General features: G+C 54.2%; 16 protein-coding genes. All 16 read right to left on the bottom strand.

Annotation, left to right across the window (positions count from 1 at the left end):
• Positions 1-620: 620 nt before the first annotated feature.
• The 16 genes from QWI75_RS14470 to QWI75_RS14545 all read right to left on the bottom strand — a co-directional run bounded on the left by QWI75_RS14470 (position 621) and on the right by QWI75_RS14545 (position 18,229).
• Positions 621-1,832 (bottom strand): glycosyltransferase family 4 protein, encoded by a 1,212-nt coding sequence (locus QWI75_RS14470; RefSeq protein ID WP_289269290.1) that lies wholly within the window; start codon positions 1,830-1,832, stop codon positions 621-623.
• Between the two features lie 135 nt (positions 1,833-1,967).
• Positions 1,968-2,933 (bottom strand): NAD-dependent epimerase/dehydratase family protein, encoded by a 966-nt coding sequence (locus tag QWI75_RS14475; RefSeq protein WP_289269291.1) that lies wholly within the window; start codon positions 2,931-2,933, stop codon positions 1,968-1,970.
• Between the two features lie 119 nt (positions 2,934-3,052).
• Entirely contained in the window at positions 3,053-4,048 is a 996-nt protein-coding gene (locus QWI75_RS14480) for a glycosyltransferase family 2 protein (protein ID WP_289269292.1), read from the bottom strand.
• A 181-nt stretch (positions 4,049-4,229) separates the two neighbouring features.
• A complete protein-coding gene (locus QWI75_RS14485) occupies positions 4,230-5,189 on the bottom strand; it encodes an aminotransferase class IV (RefSeq protein ID WP_289269293.1) in 960 nt (319 codons plus the stop codon).
• Positions 5,190-6,002, bottom strand: coding sequence for a nucleotidyltransferase family protein (locus QWI75_RS14490; RefSeq protein WP_289269294.1), 813 nt, complete (start codon positions 6,000-6,002; stop codon positions 5,190-5,192). It lies immediately after the preceding gene.
• Positions 6,003-6,043: 41 nt separating this feature from the next.
• A complete protein-coding gene (locus QWI75_RS14495) occupies positions 6,044-6,976 on the bottom strand; it encodes a phytanoyl-CoA dioxygenase family protein (RefSeq protein ID WP_289269295.1) in 933 nt (310 codons plus the stop codon).
• Between the two features lie 28 nt (positions 6,977-7,004).
• Entirely contained in the window at positions 7,005-8,324 is a 1,320-nt protein-coding gene (locus QWI75_RS14500; protein ID WP_289269296.1) for a DUF4910 domain-containing protein, read from the bottom strand.
• 11 nt (positions 8,325-8,335) lie between these two features.
• The gene (locus QWI75_RS14505; RefSeq protein WP_289269297.1) at positions 8,336-9,289 is read right to left on the bottom strand and encodes an SGNH/GDSL hydrolase family protein; all 954 of its coding nucleotides are present in this window, start codon (positions 9,287-9,289) and stop codon (positions 8,336-8,338) included.
• Positions 9,290-9,727: 438 nt separating this feature from the next.
• Positions 9,728-9,898 carry a hypothetical protein gene (locus QWI75_RS14510; RefSeq protein WP_289269298.1) on the bottom strand — a complete coding sequence of 57 codons (171 nt, stop codon included), beginning with the start codon at positions 9,896-9,898 and terminating at the stop codon, positions 9,728-9,730.
• Between the two features lie 95 nt (positions 9,899-9,993).
• On the bottom strand, positions 9,994-11,229 hold the full coding sequence (locus QWI75_RS14515) for a class I SAM-dependent methyltransferase (protein ID WP_289269299.1): 1,236 nt from the start codon (positions 11,227-11,229) through the stop codon (positions 9,994-9,996).
• A 46-nt stretch (positions 11,230-11,275) separates the two neighbouring features.
• On the bottom strand, positions 11,276-12,661 hold the full coding sequence (locus QWI75_RS14520; RefSeq protein ID WP_289269300.1) for a UDP-glucose dehydrogenase family protein: 1,386 nt from the start codon (positions 12,659-12,661) through the stop codon (positions 11,276-11,278).
• A 43-nt stretch (positions 12,662-12,704) separates the two neighbouring features.
• Entirely contained in the window at positions 12,705-13,871 is a 1,167-nt protein-coding gene (locus tag QWI75_RS14525) for an NAD-dependent epimerase/dehydratase family protein (protein ID WP_289269301.1), read from the bottom strand.
• Positions 13,872-13,912: 41 nt separating this feature from the next.
• Entirely contained in the window at positions 13,913-14,686 is a 774-nt protein-coding gene (gene rfbF / locus QWI75_RS14530; protein ID WP_289269302.1) for a glucose-1-phosphate cytidylyltransferase, read from the bottom strand.
• Between the two features lie 33 nt (positions 14,687-14,719).
• A complete protein-coding gene (locus QWI75_RS14535; protein WP_289269303.1) occupies positions 14,720-15,616 on the bottom strand; it encodes a hypothetical protein in 897 nt (298 codons plus the stop codon).
• Positions 15,617-15,726: 110 nt separating this feature from the next.
• A complete protein-coding gene (locus tag QWI75_RS14540; RefSeq protein ID WP_289269304.1) occupies positions 15,727-17,019 on the bottom strand; it encodes an ABC transporter ATP-binding protein in 1,293 nt (430 codons plus the stop codon).
• 364 nt (positions 17,020-17,383) lie between these two features.
• Positions 17,384-18,229 (bottom strand): ABC transporter permease, encoded by an 846-nt coding sequence (locus QWI75_RS14545; RefSeq protein ID WP_289269305.1) that lies wholly within the window; start codon positions 18,227-18,229, stop codon positions 17,384-17,386.
• Between the last annotated feature and the right edge of the window lie 4 nt (positions 18,230-18,233).

Below are 18,233 nucleotides of genomic sequence, written 5' to 3' on the forward strand. Positions count from 1 at the left end.
GCGACTCGACAGGGAGCAGACCGATCATACGAAACCGCTGGCCTCATGCTTCGGAAACCTTCGGGGCTGCTATAGAACAATCCATTCTGGCTAACTCGATTGGCACCAATCGACCACCCGAGTAGAGGGTCTTCCTGATAATAACTCGGCCGTTTCTCAAAACTTTCCAGCATACGTACGTAGCGCTCCACAACCACATTCCATCTTCTCGGCAGAAGCAGCCTACCGTGAACTTCTTCTCCCCATATCTGAATGACAGCCCGTGATCGTAGAGTATACTCCGCTGTCGCATACGCAACGAAGAGCACTAGGCTGTGCACGAGCAGCGTCAATGATGCGGATGAAACATCCTCACGCTTGCCTCTGCTCCATGTGTGCATGGCCGCTCGTCCGAAGAATGCCGCGCTTACAAGGGCTCCGCAAAAGGCCACACCGGGGAGACTCAATAAGAAGGCAGACCAAGTCTGCTTATATGTCAACCGATACAGTGTCAACACGACGATCACAAGGCTACTTTCCAACCCGCACAGGGCTGCGAAGAGTCGCCAATTCAGACCCGGCCGATACCTCGGACCTAACCAAGACTCTGCCGTGATCCGCCCTGTCTTCATACCTTTTCTCTAAGAAAGCGTTCTGTAAAGATCACTGTACGCTTGCGCCTGGCGCTCCAATCCGTACTCGTCTAATGCAACCCGACGGCAGGCCTTAGACATAACTGTCCGGAGTTCTTGGTCTTGCATGAGGCGACTAATCGCACGCTGCAATCCAACGACATCCCCCACTCCGACCAAACAACCGGTCTGACATTCTCGCACCATATCCGAGATACCACCCACATCAAACCCAACAACCGGAACACCGCAAGCCATTGCTTCAAGCACAGTGTTGGGCAGGTTATCTTGAAGCGAGGGGATTACAAATATATCGGCCGCGCTGTACACAAGAGATAAGAATCGCTCGTTGTTTACATATCCCATGTGAACTGCTTGCATGGAACCCGGCCCGAGAGGTGCCCGGTGGCCTACTGACAAAAGCCACAATCGCCGGTTTTCTCTCAAGCAACCCGTCAGTGCATCCATTAAAAGGGTATAGCCTTTCCGCTTGTTATCTATCATCTCTGCCACGAACAGTACGACATTGGCATCTTGCGGAATCCCCAGTACCTCTCGGGCGGCCAGCCGATCCCGCGGAGCAAAGGCATCGAGATCAAGCCCGTACGGGATGGTTTCGACCCGAAACCTAGAAAAGATCGGGCTGTCTTTGACGACCTGCGTCAACCATCGACTCGGGGTTACCACGCACAGGCGGGAGGGAGGAACCTCGGCAAAAATCCTCCTCTTACGTTGCCAGACTTCCGCGGAAAGGTCATGGGAATGACGAGAACCGAGTTGAGGGCAGGCTTCACACCCGGACCGATAACGCCCACATTCCATATCATAGTGACATCCTCCCGTCACCAGATTCATATCGTGCAAAGTCCACACCACCGGCCTCTCTCTGGGCACAGCGGTGAAGAAGCTTTCATAGTCGAGAAATGTTGCCACCCAGTGAAGGTGTACAACATCACAGGGAACAAGCTGGCGAGCAAGTGCGTCACCGATCGGAGTGCGGTCCTGGCTGAATAATTCATACCCCGACGGTCTTGTGGCAGCATACGCCCGCCAAGCCTTGGCGATACTCTTCCTTCGAAACCGCCTCCTCAGTCGGCTTGTCACATCCATCGATGGATGAAATCTCATCACGGTCTCATCCTGGCTCGACTTCTCAAGAACGAACATGGAGGATTCATGACCATGCAACAGAAGACCACGATGGAGGCGATAGGCTGACATACTTGCACCGCCTTTGAGGTCGTAAGTGCTGACATGGACGATCCTCATGGATGAACACAACCAAGACAGAGAGATCGATGCCTAGGGTTCGAGAGTCGCTCGTTCAATCGATGGAATGGATGCGCACGTATATGACTAAATCCTTCCTTGCGCCTGGAGTTGCTGTTGGATCCACTTGTAGGTTTCCGTCAGCCCCTGTTCGAGGCTGATGCGCGGCTCCCATCCTAAGGTCTGCTTCATCAATGTGAGGTCCGCATTCCGTCCCCGAACTCCCTGCGGTTTGGTCAAATCATGGCGCCTTCGGATCCGCTTCCCGGCGATCCCCGCTACGATATCCACTAACTGGTTGATGCTCACCAAGCGGTCCTGTCCCAGATTGATCGGATCATGAAGATCCGACTGCATTAACCGATAGATGCCCTCGACGCAATCATCGATATAACAGTAAGACCGCGTTTGATACCCATCTCCCCATACTTCGATCTCATCATCAGGTTTCGCCATGGCGATCTTCCGACAGATTGCGGCAGGCGATTTCTCCCGCCCGCCTTCATAGGTACCTAAGGGTCCAAAAATGTTGTGAAACCGGACCACATACGTCTTCAACCCATAGTCCTCCCAATAATGCCGACACTGCCGCTCTGTGAACAGCTTCTCCCACCCATACCCATCCTCCGCTTCAGCCGGGTATGCATCGATTTCCTTAAGCGGCGTCACATCGGGAGAATTCTGCTTATAGCCGGGATAGATACAGGCTGAAGAGGTAAACAGAAACTTGCCGACCCCTTGAAGACGCGCCGCCTCCAGCATGTGCATATTAATCAGCACGCTGTTGTGCATGATTTGCGCCTTGTGAGATTCGATGAACCCGATTCCTCCCATGTCCGCCGCGAGATTGTAAACTTCTTCAATCCCTCTCACCGCTTGAAGACATTCGGCCCATCGCCGAAGATCCAATAGTTCAAACTCATCTGCCGCCGTCTGCTCATATTCGGGCAGCTTGATGTCCACTCCCCGCACCCAGTATCGATTCGCCTTCAGATATTTCACCAAGTGATGGCCGATGAACCCGCCCGCCCCTGTCACCAATATTCGTTTCATGATTGAGCCTCCTCCATAGTCCGCCGCCGTTTTTTCGTTTAGCAATCAGATGCTCCCCTCTGAACAATACTCATGCTGCCATGCTGCCCCATTCTTTTTTTTCCGAAAACAAACGGTGCTCACTGAACAGACCGATCGATGCCCCGCGAGCCGACCCCCAGGCGCTTGATGCATTTGATGCACTTCCCTTTTACGGCGTACCATAAGACCTCGCTCACCATACCGTAATAGTCACGGATGAAGGGCATAGCAAACCCCGCTCTTACCCACGACGCGGGGGGCATTCTCTCCCGATACAGGCCTGCCCAGCGTTCATAGTAGGTGTGCCAGGCCATTCGGAACAAATGCTTTTTGATGTCGAGCCATTCTTTTGGCTCCTTCGCTTGGTATCGCAAGATGGCGGGGTCACGGTCGAGAAACCGTAGGAACCGTCTGGTATCCTCGGCGAGACTCGCGCATTTCAACGACCATCCATGGCTGATCTCACTCCACCGCCATCGAAAGACACAGCGCTGGCTGATCCCCACCGCACCTCTCAGACAGAGCTTGATCAGGATGGCATCATCGGTATAGGTTCCGCCAGGAAAAAACGGATGTCCTCCATCTGCCTTGATATAGGCTGTCCTCCCCAGCACCGTCGCATAACTTTCGTACCCATACATCGTCCACGACCGGAGAAAATCCGGTCCCGAGAATCGCTCCGGCATGTCAGCCGATGATGCGCGCAGGATACGCCCTGACGGATCCACAATTTCCTCTCGAGACAAGGCCACGGCAACATCTGGATGATCGTCGAGAATACGAACCAGCTCGGACACGTAATTGGGACTGATGACGTCGTCATAGTCCAAGAAGGCAAAGTACTCGCCGGTCGCCGCCTCGATCAGTTGATTGTAGTGAATGGGGAGAGGCAGTGTGCTCGGATTCTGGCGAAAGCGGTAGGGTCTCGGATACCACTGATCCGCCAGATCCTTGACCAGTGAACCATTCTCACCGTTGTCGGATACAATCAACTCAATATTGGGATAATCTTGCTCTGCAATTGATTGCAACGCGCTGACAACGTAATCCAGCCGCTTATAGACCGGAAGCGCGATCGTCACCAATTTCTTCATCGCATCCTCATCCACCCATCCCATAGCTACATTGGGGGCCAGCATACCGCAGGATGCCGGCTCCTGCTCATATCCTCTCCTCCGGAATGGAAGCCGCTCGCTAAAGTGGGATCCCCCTCCCGTACGAGGAGCGCTTTGGATCGGCGATAGGCCTGCACCGCAGGCTCAATCTTCAAGGAGATTAAGTGGCCGCTGACTTGACGGATGCCAGCGCAACCATCTCGACCGCAGGATGTGGCTGCTCCCCCCGCACCGCGGCTAAATATCGATTCTGCAGCGCACCGAGAACTGGTGTTTTTCCGTAGATAGGAGACGCTTCGATCGACTTCACTAACGTGATTTCGTGGAGCGTTCCGCAGATAGCCAGCTCATCAGCGATCAATAACTCCGTGCGGTCGATGGGTCTTCGCACAAAGGCAATGCCCAGGGATGCCGCCAAAGCCTCTACCACATCCACCGTAATGCTTTCCAAGGCTCCTTCTGTAGGAGGCGGTGTGTAGACCGTATCCTTTCGCACCATGAGAATACAGGATGCCGTCGCTTCGGCAACACGCCCCGCCGAGTTTAGCAGGATCATGTCGTCGCAGTCTTGTGCCCGTCCTTCAATTCTCGCCAGCCGGGAGACCTCGTAGTTGCTCCCCGTCTTGATCCTCGGAGGAAGAGCTATGTCGGCACTCCGCCTCCATGTACTCACCCCCATGTGGATCGGACAGGCAGGCGATTTATCCTGATGGTATGCCGTAACAATAAGATCCGCGACCGTGTCCTCTCCCCAATGCCCGCTGACACCGAACAAGGTAGTTCGGGCCCACAGGTCCCGATCGGATTTGGCCAAGGCCCCGGCCAGTTGATCGATAGCCCCCACATATTCCGCGTACGTCACGGGACACGGCAGATGGAGCAATTTTGCCGACCGTGCAAGCCGCTCGTAATGTTGGCGAGGCATGGCAATACTCAATGATCCATCCGGTTGCCAATATGCTTTCACCCCTTCGAACACGTTCAGGCCGCGCGTGACGGCCTCGCATCCTACATGCAAGACAGCTTCTTCCCAGCGAACTAGTTTTCCGTTCATGTAAGCCAGCTCTGGCCGTTGTAATTGCGCCACAGTTCCCCCTTTCCAGACGTGCCGTTCGGACATTTATCGATAACCCCTTGCGGCTCTTGCGAGATCCTTTGGCGTGCCGATGTCGATGTAGCTGCCATCGGAGAACGGTACGCATTCTACGTGCATCCCATGCTCCACTGCCGACTTGATCACGGCTCCAACCGGCACATCGCCCTGTGCATCAAGACGCCGCTCACCTCCCAGCCCGACCTCTCTTTTCATGTCGTCTGAGCGCAAAAATTCATGTAGAAAGCGTGTGAATACAGGCGTCCAGACAGCACAGGCCCAGGCGAATCGCAGATGCGTCGTGTCCGGCTTCAGAAACACAGCTTTGACCCGGGAATGCGCATCGTATTCAACCATGTCCATCGCCCGACAATCGTCAATTACTGGGAACAGCCCCAGGACGATGTCGCACCCACCTTTCCTCAATTGTCCCAATAACGGTCCGAATATATCGGCAGGTTCCAAGAGAATATCGGGAAAGCCGAAAGCAACAATCTGGTCTCTTATGAAGGGGTAGGCACGATCCACGCTGTCAGGCGGGCCACAGGAATCTGGGATGACAAGATAGGCAAGATCCATCCCGACGTTCCGACCGTCGCCAAAATAAGCTGGAATGTCCCATTTGCCCTCCCGAATGACGATGTAGGCCTTCGGTACATTCGCAGCCCTGAGCTTGTCGAGTAAATATTCCGCCGCCACTTTCGGCCGTGACGGGGCGTTTCCTCTCTCTGCGGAGAACCCAACGGGAAAGATCTCCTTGCTGCAGGGCAACAATCCCAGCCTTCTGGAACGACCTGCTGCGGGTATGACCCCAACAACTTCTCGCTTGCCGAGCTTCACCGATGTCCGGACCGAATCTCCTCTTTCGCCCATTCCCCGCGTCAGTCCCCCTGATCGCCCCGATAAATCAGGTCGCCCTTGGTCGTCGTATTATCGTCATACAACGTCACAATTTCCTCGGGAATGCGCGAGACGAAATCTGTACCGCGAAGATAATCCCGCATCGTTGTTCCCGTGCACGCTTCATCCACCCGAGGCGCCCCCCGTTGTGCCGCCGCATCTTCGATATTCACGACACGAAAGTCGATACTAAACCGTGTTTTCCCCGACGTATTCGGCACGCTCGAATGCATCTGCGCCGCAGAGAACAGGAGCACCCCGCCGGCCGGAACGATGAGGCGAATCTGCGGATCCATCTCGATGGGCTCGGTTGGCCGAGAAAGCGGACGCGGATCCGACTTCAGGAATTGGGAGACATGCCCTCCCCGATGCTGCTTATTCCACTCATAGTAGTTATGGCTGCTCGAATCATTTTTGACGTAGCGGTTCCAGTACTTGGGGTGGAAGGCCATCGCGTTATCGGATTGAATGTCGTAAATGGGTATCCACCAGTTCACCTGACACGGTGGCGCCGAATACCACGTGTCGCGGTGAGGGTGCCAAGCATATGCGATGCCAGTCGTGAGAAAATTATCGCTGGTCGAGCTACGCATCTTCGGCACGTCGAAGTATGTCTTGCTCAAATCGGCCCCCATTTCAGTCAATATGGCCTGGATATGCCGCTTGGAATCCGGATGATGGATAAAGGCCGGCTTCAACTTCCCCAATATCTCCGCATATTGCTCAACCGACATCTGATATTGGGCCGTTTCAGGATCCAACGGGGCAAACGCCTCTTTGATGAGCTTGCGCGCATGGTCGATGAATGCGAGTGTACTCGGTCTCGGTGAATACACAAACAATTGCCCTTGGAAAATCTCCTGACGTCGCCTGTCGTCTGAGAGGAGGGAATCGTAGTATACGGTGTTATTCATCTGTGCCTCCATCATGTCAGGAATGATTCTACCTCCCCGCGTTTTTTAATAATCCGCAGGCGGTCAAGGCGTCGGCCGCCTGCCGGATCTCTTCAAACGACCGTCCGCTTCGATCGGCAATATCCAGCAGGCTATGCGTTCCATCCGACAGGTTCAGCACCCATAAGATGGCAAGCTCACGATTCTGCTTCTCCTGTTGGCCTGCAATGGATCGATACAAGCCGCGCTTGCCAAGCCGGGGCTCACACTTGGGATTGAGGTTCTGATAGACGCCGTTCTGCTCCAACACGTCGAATGCGATCAGACAGTGATCGTAGGCTCCTGCCAACGACTGGGGATCGATCAAATCCAAATTATCCGCTGACGTGTGGTACTCGGGATATGCTCCATGCGGAGTCCGCATGATGACTCCTACGGGCAAATCGAACGCCGGCGAGCAATACTGCCGCTCATCATATCCGTAGGGGATGAAATCAACGACCACGTGATCCTGCCCGGAATGCTTCAGAACATGCGACATGACACGATCAATTTCCGCTACCCCCCGCCGGCTTTTCTTGTACGTGACCTTTCCCCTATCTCCCAGTCCTGTCAACACGAGTCCATGCTTCACACGGTGCACGACATCCTCGTGTGTCGCCAGCCAGGTGATGGATCCAATCGTCGTCGGAATGAACAGGAACCGGTAGCTGTAGCGCCGCTCGCGCTGGGCCATTGTCTTCGCCAGCATGGCCGCGACCGAAATTCCCGATAAATTATCATTGCACAGGGATGGATGACAGATATGGGTCGAAACCAGGACCTCTTCTTCGGTTGCTCCGGGCAGGTAACACTCGCCATAGGTCAATGTCCCCGACGGCGTGAAGGTCGAGTCGATACAGACCTCATACTCTCCATCGGTCAACTGCGACAGCTGCTTCTGCGAGAGGCAAAACCCCCAGTTCTCTTGATAGTAGGATGTCCGATAGGGAATCCATTCCGGATGCTCGGGGATCGTAAACAAGTGCGGCTTCAATTCCCCTAATGTCATCGTCCGATGCACGGGAGCGCTATAGCTCATGACGTGCAAGTTACACTGCCGGAAATCAACGATGCGCTCTCCACTCCGATTCTTGATATACGCGTCCCGGATATTCCACTCCGGCGGTACGGTCCAATCGAACACGTGCGTTCCGCACGGCACTTCAACAATGGTCAGCGGAATACGGCGCTGAACCGATCGCAGCGTGTCGCGAACCCCCTCTCCGGTGATACTGCGGCACAGGGGATAGATCTCACGGATCAACTCATAGGCTTCATGCCCGACTCCAGTGGGAGAATCCGTATGCGCGGAACGTAACTCGAGCATGAGGCCACTCTTCAGAGGCGAGAAGCGAAACCCTCTACCTCCGCAGCGGGAAACTCCGCACGGTCCAGAAATCGGACGATTTCATCGGCCACGAGTTGGTATCCCTGTTGATTGTAGTGCGTTGGAAGGCGAAACGGGAAGACTTCAAGGGGATCGGGCAGTCGCTCAAACGCCGCATGGATATCGATGACGGGTATATTCAAGGAACGTACGATCTCAAGGATTTTCTCCCGATCGGGCTGACCTTTTTGCACACTTGGCTGATATCGCTCATATTGCGGCAAATACAGAAACACCATGGTCCCTCCCCATCCACGAATTGTCTCATAGGCTTGAGTCAAGACCTGCCGGAAAAGCTCCAAATCCCCTTCGCTCATGTAAGGATTGTATGGGATGTCCGGCCCAAGCCCTTCGCTGCGCCGATCGATCCGGCTCAGCGCAACCTTCACGGCATCAGACAGATAGGACAGTTTGATGATGCGCTCCCAGGTGCTGAGATGGCGAAGGGGATGGCGCAACACATCAGAAAACGCGAGGAACTTGGCGGTCAATGTTCGAGCCGCCACCGCCAATTCAATATGCGCCATGATGGCCCGATCGATGTCCTCCTGCTGGTTGATGAGCCACTGCGTGAAGCTGGATTCAAGATAGTGCTTAGCGAGGGTATATTTCTCTTTGCTCATATCGTGGAGATCATTCCCCTCGAAATAGCTCCAAAGGACGAGCCTGGGTTTCAAGGCGGGCAGATACTCCTTGACGATCCCCAGCTCCAGCAACGGCCCGATACCATCGTTCCCGAGGTTAATGGTCCCGGGATACCGCTGCCGGATCAGGCTGACAAAGCCGGCTTCAAGAGGCACACAGGCCCCATGGACAAACGAGTCTCCCACAACCGCGATGTCAATATTCCGATTCCACATCCCCTTCGGGTTGGAGAATCCGTGTTCACCACTGTAGTAGGTCACATATTCTCCATTTTCGTTGCAATAGACGGTCACTCTGTGAGAAATCCCTCCTATCGGAATTCCCTCCCGTCCGTTCAGGCTTAGGACCAGCTCTGGATTCGACAACGGCGTGGGTCCCCAGTAGTGCTCCCACCATCGCTTGACTAAGAATCGAGGGGAAACGGATGGCCATGCATCAACGCCACTTTTGCGAAGATCCTGCATGATCTCCAACCTGGAGCGTGTGTCGAAGGGCACGCCCCACCGCGAGGCAACTTTTGCATGGTCTTCCCGTTCTTCCCCCGACTGCGAAGACACCCACCGTGTCGGAGGATCCGCAAGTTCAGTCCTATCAATAAACGCGAGGAGAAGATTCGGCAACTGACAGGCGATCGCCACAGACAACATAAGCAGGACGACATTTCCCTTTCGCTCGTCGGAGAGTTCAGTTCCCCAGATCTACAAACCGGCGATTCCAATCAGGATCGTATATTTCGCGGTCCAGCCGTGGATGAGGACCAGATAGAATGTCAGGCCAACACAGCCGACACTGGCCAGCACCATGACAAGGTCGAGAAAATACCCCGCAGCGGACGGTGCTGGCTTTGTGTTGACCTTTTCTCGGGACATGGAACAACAGCGAAGAGATCACGGAGACCCTCGGGACATCCGCAATTTCTCACACTTCTCTCCTCTTCCTTCCTGCGCGGAAACACCCCCACAGATCAGGAATAGACCGCGACTTCCGGTATGGGCACCACAAACTGTCCACCCCACTCTCTGATGTATGCTATCTGGCTCATGATTTCTTCCCGAAGATTCCAGGCAAAGATCAGCACGTAGTGCGGTCTCGTCTGCCGCAACCGCTCCGGGGCATAAATGGGAACATGGACCCCGGGCAGATACTGGCCTTGCTTGTGCGGGCTCCGATCAACTGTATATTCGATGAAGTCCGTCCGTACACCGCAATAGTTGAGAAGCGTAATGGCTTTCGCCGGGGCCCCATAGCCCACAACCGTCTTGCCTTCCCGTTTCGCCGAAATCAAAAACGACAAGAGCTTCTGCTTTGTTTCCTCAACTTGTGGTCCGAACGCCAGGTAGTGCGCAAGGTCGGCGAACCCTGTTTGCCGTTCTCGTGACCGCAACTCGTCCACCCTGACATTTACATGCTTGGCATCGTCTTCGGCATGACAGCCGTAGACACGCAGCGATCCGCCGTGCGTCCAGATTTCCTCAACGTCAAACACCTTTATGCCGTGCTGCGCGAACAAGCGCTCGACCACAAGGAAGGAAAAGTAGGAGAAGTGCTCATGATAGATCGTATCGAACTGATTGCGGGCCATTAGTTGCGCCAGGTGAGGAAACTCGACCGTCACCACTCCGGTCGGTTTGAGCAGGATCTTCAAGCCCGCCACAAAGTCGTTCACTTGTGGGACGTGCGCCAGCACGTTATTTGCAATAATCAGATCCCCCTGCCGGCCTTCCGCCGCGAGTTGGCGGGCGCTCTCCATCCCGAAAAATTTCGTCACGGTCGGAATGCCCTTTCGCATGGCCACCGCAGCCACATTGACGGCTGGCTCAATGCCAAGCACGGGCACAGACCGTTCCACAAAATACTGGAGCAGATATCCGTCATTACTCGCAACTTCCACGACCAGATTCTTGGCGGCTAAGCCCCAACGCTCCACGGCGGTGTCAACATAGGATCTGGCATGTTGGAGGAAGCTGTCAGAGTAGGAAGAAAAATATGCATAGTCGCCAAAAATGTCCTCGGGACTTTGAAATTCCTCTAACTGGACCAATAAACAGTGTTGACATACGTAAACATGCAGGGGATAGAACCGCTCCATGTGACCCAACTGAGCTGGCTGCAAATAGCTGTTCGCCAAGGGCGACATCCCTAAATCGACAAATGTGTGCTCGAGATCACACGCACACAAACGGCATTTGGATCGGGACATACTTTTCCCCTTCACGGGATGTTTCTTCACAACTTCGCCGTTGAATCTAGTCCCACTTGGGCACTGCCGGCAACGGTACAATCGGCGTGTATCCAATACCGCGCCAGATCACACCCGCCCGTGTAAAGCTCGTGGGGTCAAAGAATCCGCGCCCATCCAGGATCACCGGCTGGCGCATGAATTGGAGGCAGTGTTCGGGCGTGATCGCCTTATACTCAGACCAACTGGTTACGAGGCAGCAGGCGTCGGCTTCTTTCAAAGCATCCTGCCAATCGGAAGCAAAGTCGACGCCGCTCAGCTCATCGTGTCGCCGTGCGAGCGGCATGGCAACGGGATCATGAACCACGACCTTCGCCCCTCGTTTCTTTAAAGCCCTGATAACGGGAAACGCGGGCGAATCCCGCAGGTCGTCGGTGCCGGGCTTGAATGCCAGCCCCAGCACGGCCACCTTCTTGTTAGGCACGTCCATTTCCTTTTCAAGAAGATCGATCATCCGAAGAGGTTGAGTTTCATTCGTGGTCAGGACAGAATCCAGAAGACCCGTGGCCACTCCATTGCGCTTCCCGAATCCACGGAGTGCAGCCACATCCTTGGGGAAGCAGCTTCCGCCAAACCCCAACCCATGCCAGAGATAATGAACGACCTCCGCTGGCTTACCTGGCTCGGCACGCATCGGCGTCAAGCGGCGGTCGAGATGGACTCCTCGCCATACTTCCCTCGCGTCCACACCTGGCACTGATGCACATAAATTGCCCACCTCATTCGAGAAGGAAATCAGAGTCGCGAACAAGGAATTGGCCACGTATTTGATCATTTCTGCGGTCTTTGGGGTCGTCACCACCAGTGGGCAGTGCGAGCCCGCGTAGAGTTGGCGCATTACTTCCGCAGCGCGGTCGTCGGACACACCAATGACAATACGGTCCGGCCATCGACAATCTTCCACGGCTTGGCCTTCCCGCAGGAATTCAGGGTTCATACAGAGACCCCATCCTTCACCAAGCTTTCGTTGACAGGCATTTTCGATGGACGGCTGCACGAGATCTTCCGTCGTACCGGGGAGGACAGTACTTTTAACCACCACGACATGATAGGCGGTCTTCTTCCGAAGCGCGCCGCCAATCGACTGAGACGCCAGCTGAATCTGCGACAAATCCGTCTGGGAATTGACCGTGGGAGTTCCAACGCACAGCATGGTGACATCGCTATTCGCCACTGCGGAATCCAGGTCGGTCGTGGCCGTCAGCATCGCATCCCGGATGACCTGCGACAACAGAAGCTCCAGCCCCGCCTCATAAATAGGCGGTCGGCCACTGTTAATCATTTCTACGATGTTCGCCCGTACATCGACACAGGCCACACGATGGCCGGCAGCGGCCAGACACGTCCCCGTCACAAGCCCCACATACCCTGTCCCGACTATCGAGAGATTCATTCTGTTTCCATTATCCCGGTCACCGATTGATCAGGTCCCCCTCTCATTGAATACTTTCCTCAAGAGGAAGGAACCGTCGGTACCACTGCAGCAAGCGGTCGAGCCCATCTTCCAGATACACCTGAGGCTGATATCCCAACAATTGGCGAGCTTTCGACAGATCGGGACATCGGCGCTGAGGATTATCCTTCAGGTAGGCCGCGTCTGTACTCGTGCGACATTCCACACCTCTATCCTCGCCGGCAAGCTTGGCCACAAGGCGGCCCAGGTCCCGCATTGAAATTTCAGGGCCGTCTGTTCCGATGTTAAAGGCTTCCCCGCTACATACAGACAGCAGCGTCAGCAGATATCCGGTGAGGGCATCCGAAGAATAACAGAAGGTCCGAGTCGGGCTTCCGTCAGAATAAATGGCGATATTGCGGCCGGCAAGAACATCTGAACAAAAGTCAGGCAGCACTCGCCGGTCGTTTATTCGGAGACCAGGCCCGTAGTTGTTGAACGGACGGACGATCTTAACCGGTACGTGATACTTTTCAGCATAGATATAGCAAAGCGTCTCCCCTAGCCGCTTTGATTCGTCATAGCACGCACGAGGCCCTGTACAGGCAACATTGCCGCGGTACGACTCCTTTGTCGGAATTTCGTCCGGAGGAGGATCACCGTAGATCTCGCTCGAACTAAAAAAGAGCATACTGTCCACGTGGGCACGCAGTGCCAACTCCAGCATGTTCCTGAGGCCCGTCACATTTGCGTCGAGCGTTTCCAATGGATATTGCCTGTAGAACGTCGGGCTGGCGACAGAGGCACCATGGATAATGTAGTCGAAACGCGAGTCCTGTTTGAGCCAAGGTTTCACAATATCCCGTCGGCGGATTTCGATGTTGGCGTCAGCCATGGCCAGTTCCGCAAGCCACCGGGGATATCCACGAAGAAAATTATCGGCCGCCACGACGCGGATGGCCTTGCTCCTCCCTCTTTCCCCGGACCTCTCAAGCCCGTTTAGATAGGAGAAGAAATGCAGAAAGTTGAAGCCAAGAAAACCCGCCGCACCGGTCAGCAGGATCCGCTTCCCCTGCAACTGTCTGGCCTGATCGCCCAAGGCTTGCTCGACCCGCATCCAATCGTCAGCCAGCCAGACTCGTGCCTGAGCAGACAGCTCCGAGAGATTGTTCGACGACAGATGCCACTTGAAACGCCGCTTTGTCTTCATGCCTTACTCCGAAAAGGTGTGTGCATCGAGTACCGCGGACGCTACCAGACCTTCCAGGGAGCCTTTCCAGAGGCCCACAACTCTTCCAAGTAATTCTTCTCCCTCAACGTATCCATGCAGGACCAAAACCGCTCGTGCCGATATCCCATCAACTGGCCCGCCTTGGTCAACCGCTCGATGGGCTCACGTTCCCATGCCATTTCATCCCCATCGATGTAATCAATCGCTGCTCTCTGCAGCACATAGAATCCCCCGTTGATCCACCCCTCTTCACCATGAGGCTTTTCCTTGAACTCAGTGATTCGATCCTGTTCGTAGAGAAGCCTGCCGAACCGCGCAGGTGGAAGCACCGTCGTCACCGTCGCCAACTTGCCGTGAGCCTTATGGAACTTGATCGACGCCTGGACATCGAGATCCGACACTCCATCTCCATAGGTAAACAAAAACGTTTCGTCTTCTCCTAGCCACTTTTTCAAGCGCTTCAGGCGACCACCCGTCTGGGTGTGCAAACCAGTTTCGACCAGATGAACGTTCCAATCCTCTGCACGTTTGCAATCCTGGATAATTGTCCGGCCAGTCCCCAGGTCGACCGAGATGTCGCTATTGAATGCGTAAAAATTCAGAAAATACTCCTTAATCATTTCACCCTTGTAGCCGAGTGCAATGATAAATTCCCTCACTCCGTAGGCCGCATAGATCTTCATGATGTGCCAGAGGATCGGCTTCCCGCCAATCTCCACCATCGGCTTCGGGCGCAACTGCGTTTCTTCGCTGAGACGTGTCCCCATTCCTCCAGCCAAAATGACGGCTTTCATGATCCGCCCCCCTTGTACCGGGCACTAGCTCGATCAGGACCGTTGAAACACTTCGTTGTCGTTGATATCAATGACGGCAGAAAGCTGATAGGCATCCGGCTCATTGTAGAGCGGATGGTCGAAGACATGAAGAGTATACATCTGGTCCGTCCACCACCAACGGTAGTGAGCCGGGACATAATGAGCTAAGCCCTTGATAGCGGAAATCTTGCGCATCGCATGACTTTCGTTGAACTCTGTAATAGCAAGACCCTCTCCTGAGAATTCACTGAAATCTTTACCAACCGCGCAGCGGAAACTACAGGGCATGCGTGGAATCACATGTTTGTGCTGTCCATCAAATAATCGTAAGGCATCCCGAGTTGAGGTATACATCCCTAGATCTACCGCAACAAAAGCCATTGGGGCAGGAGAGCCCGTTAAGAATTCAGGAACCGTAGAACTGAGCAATCCAAATCGGAGTGAGGCCCGCTTTAGTCTCCTAAGCAATTCGTCCTTGTCGCATGGATAGTATCCTTCCCGCCACTTAAAGGGATTATCTCGATAGTCTTGCGGTTTCGGTAATCCAACCCCTGTATCAAACCCGTACACGTCTATGCTAATTCCCACAATATCTGAACAGAGTTCAGCCGTTCGTTCCATCGACACCAATCCGGCTCCACCAGCGACCCCGATCTCCAAAATGGAAATCCGCTCGAGCCCAAGAACCTTGCTGAGCGCTGCGCCTTGCATAATACCCCATATATATGCGGGCCGTTTGCAACACAATGGATCCTTCATAAGCCGATCCATTGTCCCCCAGAGCCATGTATAGCTATTGTCAAATGGAATCTCGCTGTTTGAGGTGGAAGGCCTGGCCTGAGGCAGTTCTTCAGTAAGCCAGCTTCGTAGACCGCCGATGATCCCCCTTACGATCCGCTTCGCAGACATTTACAGTCTCCTCGCGTAATACTCTTGCTCTGTTGATGGTGGATCACATCCTACGACTGCAGTTTTATCGACGGCGGGTCTCAGATGTTCCATTTCAATTTCACACCATTTCAACTGTGAATGACAGGAAAGAACTGAGTACTCCACTTCAGCATAGGCCTTATCGCTCCCTCAAGTTCTCCCATGTAATCACCGCGAGCTGAACCGTCCTCCAGATTATCTATGACTTGGAACGCTATCACCTCTTCTGTCCCGAAGTGAATGACGTATGGGTCCAATGAGAGACACCAAGCGCTGACAAAAAACGTTCCCTCACCCAAGAAGTTCCCTGGTACCCACGCGGTACTCACGTATCGACCTTGCGGTCGACTGCGCCGACGCCAGTCTGGGTCTAGGTCCAGTGCCTCAAACAGTGTTATGCCGTCTTCCCCTATCAGCTTCAACGACGGTGTGAGTGCTGGGCTCTCCTCTAATACCTCAAATTCAATCTCGATCGCAAATCCCTGCCTTATATCGACTACATCGTCAATTCGTCCGTCACTGAGCCTGACGCGAACCCCTCGAAGGCGAACACGATCATCGCCGGGAGCCGATCGCTGATCGATCCATTCTCGGCTTGATCGTGCTCCCACTCCTGAATGCAAGTATGAACTAACAACCTGATGAGTCGGACCATCTCCGACAAGCTGCCCTCTCTCAAGGTATAAGACCCGCCTACACAATCTTGTCACGGCCTGCATATTGTGGGAAACAAAAATCACGGTTCGCCCCTGCTCACCCATATAGTGCATCCTGTCCAGGCACTTTTTCTGGAATTGCATGTCACCAACCGCGAGTACCTCATCTACAATAAGCACCTCCGGTTCCAGATGCGCGCCGACCGCAAAAGCCAGCCGGACATACATGCCAGTGGAATATCGCTTGACCGGCGTATCAATATATTGCTCAATCCCCGCGAATGCGACGATTTCGTCGAATTTCCTCGTGATTTCCGATTTTCCCATACCAAGAATGCTGCCACTGAGATAAATATTGTCGCGCCCTGTCAGATCCGGATGAAATCCCGTTCCTACCTCCAACAGAGTGCCCACGCGCCCGAATATTTCAGCTCTCCCAGATGTCGGTTCAGTGATACGGGACAGGATCTTGAGCAGGGTACTCTTGCCGGCTCCGTTGCGGCCGATAATTCCGACCACGTCGCCCTTGGCAATCTCAAAGGAAACGTCCCTCAACGACCACACATCCTCTCTCTGGTAATGTATCCTCCGGCTGGATCGTTCAAAGGAGATCAGCCGCTGCACACTGTCTGCGAGACGGCCGGCGAGAGATTGGTCAGCGCGGTGTCCTACTGTAATCGAATACTTCTTGCAGAGGCGTTCGGCCTTGACAGCAATGTTTCCCATTTCAGTCTCTAGCGGCCCATGTTCAAAATCGGTTCATAATGGTATCCAAATTTTCACTTCGTCCGAACTGAGATAGCATTCTCAGCTCTATGCGCGGCTCGTTCCAAGCTCCGGCAACTTCACGTAGGTTCTCTGCTGCCTTGTCCATCTTAGCCCGCATTATTCATGACGGTTCGTGACGAAACCGACAAGACGCCAGGCGAGACGGGCACGCGGAGCCCCACCGAGGGTGAGGCATACTTGAAACAGTATGTCGAGGCCTTGAGGGGCGAGCCTGCCCGCCAGCATGCGCTGCAAGCCGCATGCTGGCTCGTCGCAGCGGCATATCGGCGGTTGCAGTAGAAGCGTTCATGAATAATGCGGGCTAGATGACGTCAGCGAATGTTCGTTCTACGCGGTTAAAATATGCAGTGGCGCCCAAGAGCACGACAAAGATGGTGCTCACATTGGCCAAGAGCATTCCGATATGGGGCGGATGCGTTCCAAGCAATGCCCAGCGAAACCCATCGATCACGCCTACCATCGGATTGATCAATGCATACCACGTCCGCCACGTCTCAGGGATGAGACTGGACGGATAAACAACAGGAGACGCAAACATCCATAATTGAGTGATAAGTGGAACGGCTGCGCCGACATCTCGATATCGCACATACAAGGCAGATAGCCAAAGACTAACGGCCAAAGAGGTCCCGACTGTCAGCAGCATAAAAACCGGCACTAGCAACACGCCCCATGTCGGAGTGATACCGAACCACGCCATCAGAATAAGCAACAAAGCAAACGCGATGGCAAAATCGAGGAGGCCGCCGAGCGTGGCAGAGAGTGGGACCACAATACGAGGAAAATACACTTTGGTGATGAGATTCGATTCTGCCACAACGCTGAAACCGCTCCTATCTAAGCTCTTCGCAAGATAACTCCAGGGAACCAGCGCCGCATATGCAAAGAGCGGATAGGGCAGCCCATCCGATGGCATATTTGCAAGCCGTCCGAACACGAGCGTATATACAACCATCATGATGAGCGGTTGGAGAACGGCCCAGGCTAATCCGATTGCCGTCTGGGCATAACGCGCCTTCAAGTCTCGCCAAGCCAGAAAATAGAGTAGCTCCCGATATTTCCACAGCGACTCAAGTCCGAAGCTTAGAACACGCTTATTGGATTCGATGATTACGGTGGGCACTTGCATTGTTTCGACCTTCTCCATACGG

This window comes from Nitrospira tepida (genome assembly GCF_947241125.1).
Taxonomy (GTDB): domain Bacteria; phylum Nitrospirota; class Nitrospiria; order Nitrospirales; family Nitrospiraceae; genus Nitrospira_G; species Nitrospira_G tepida.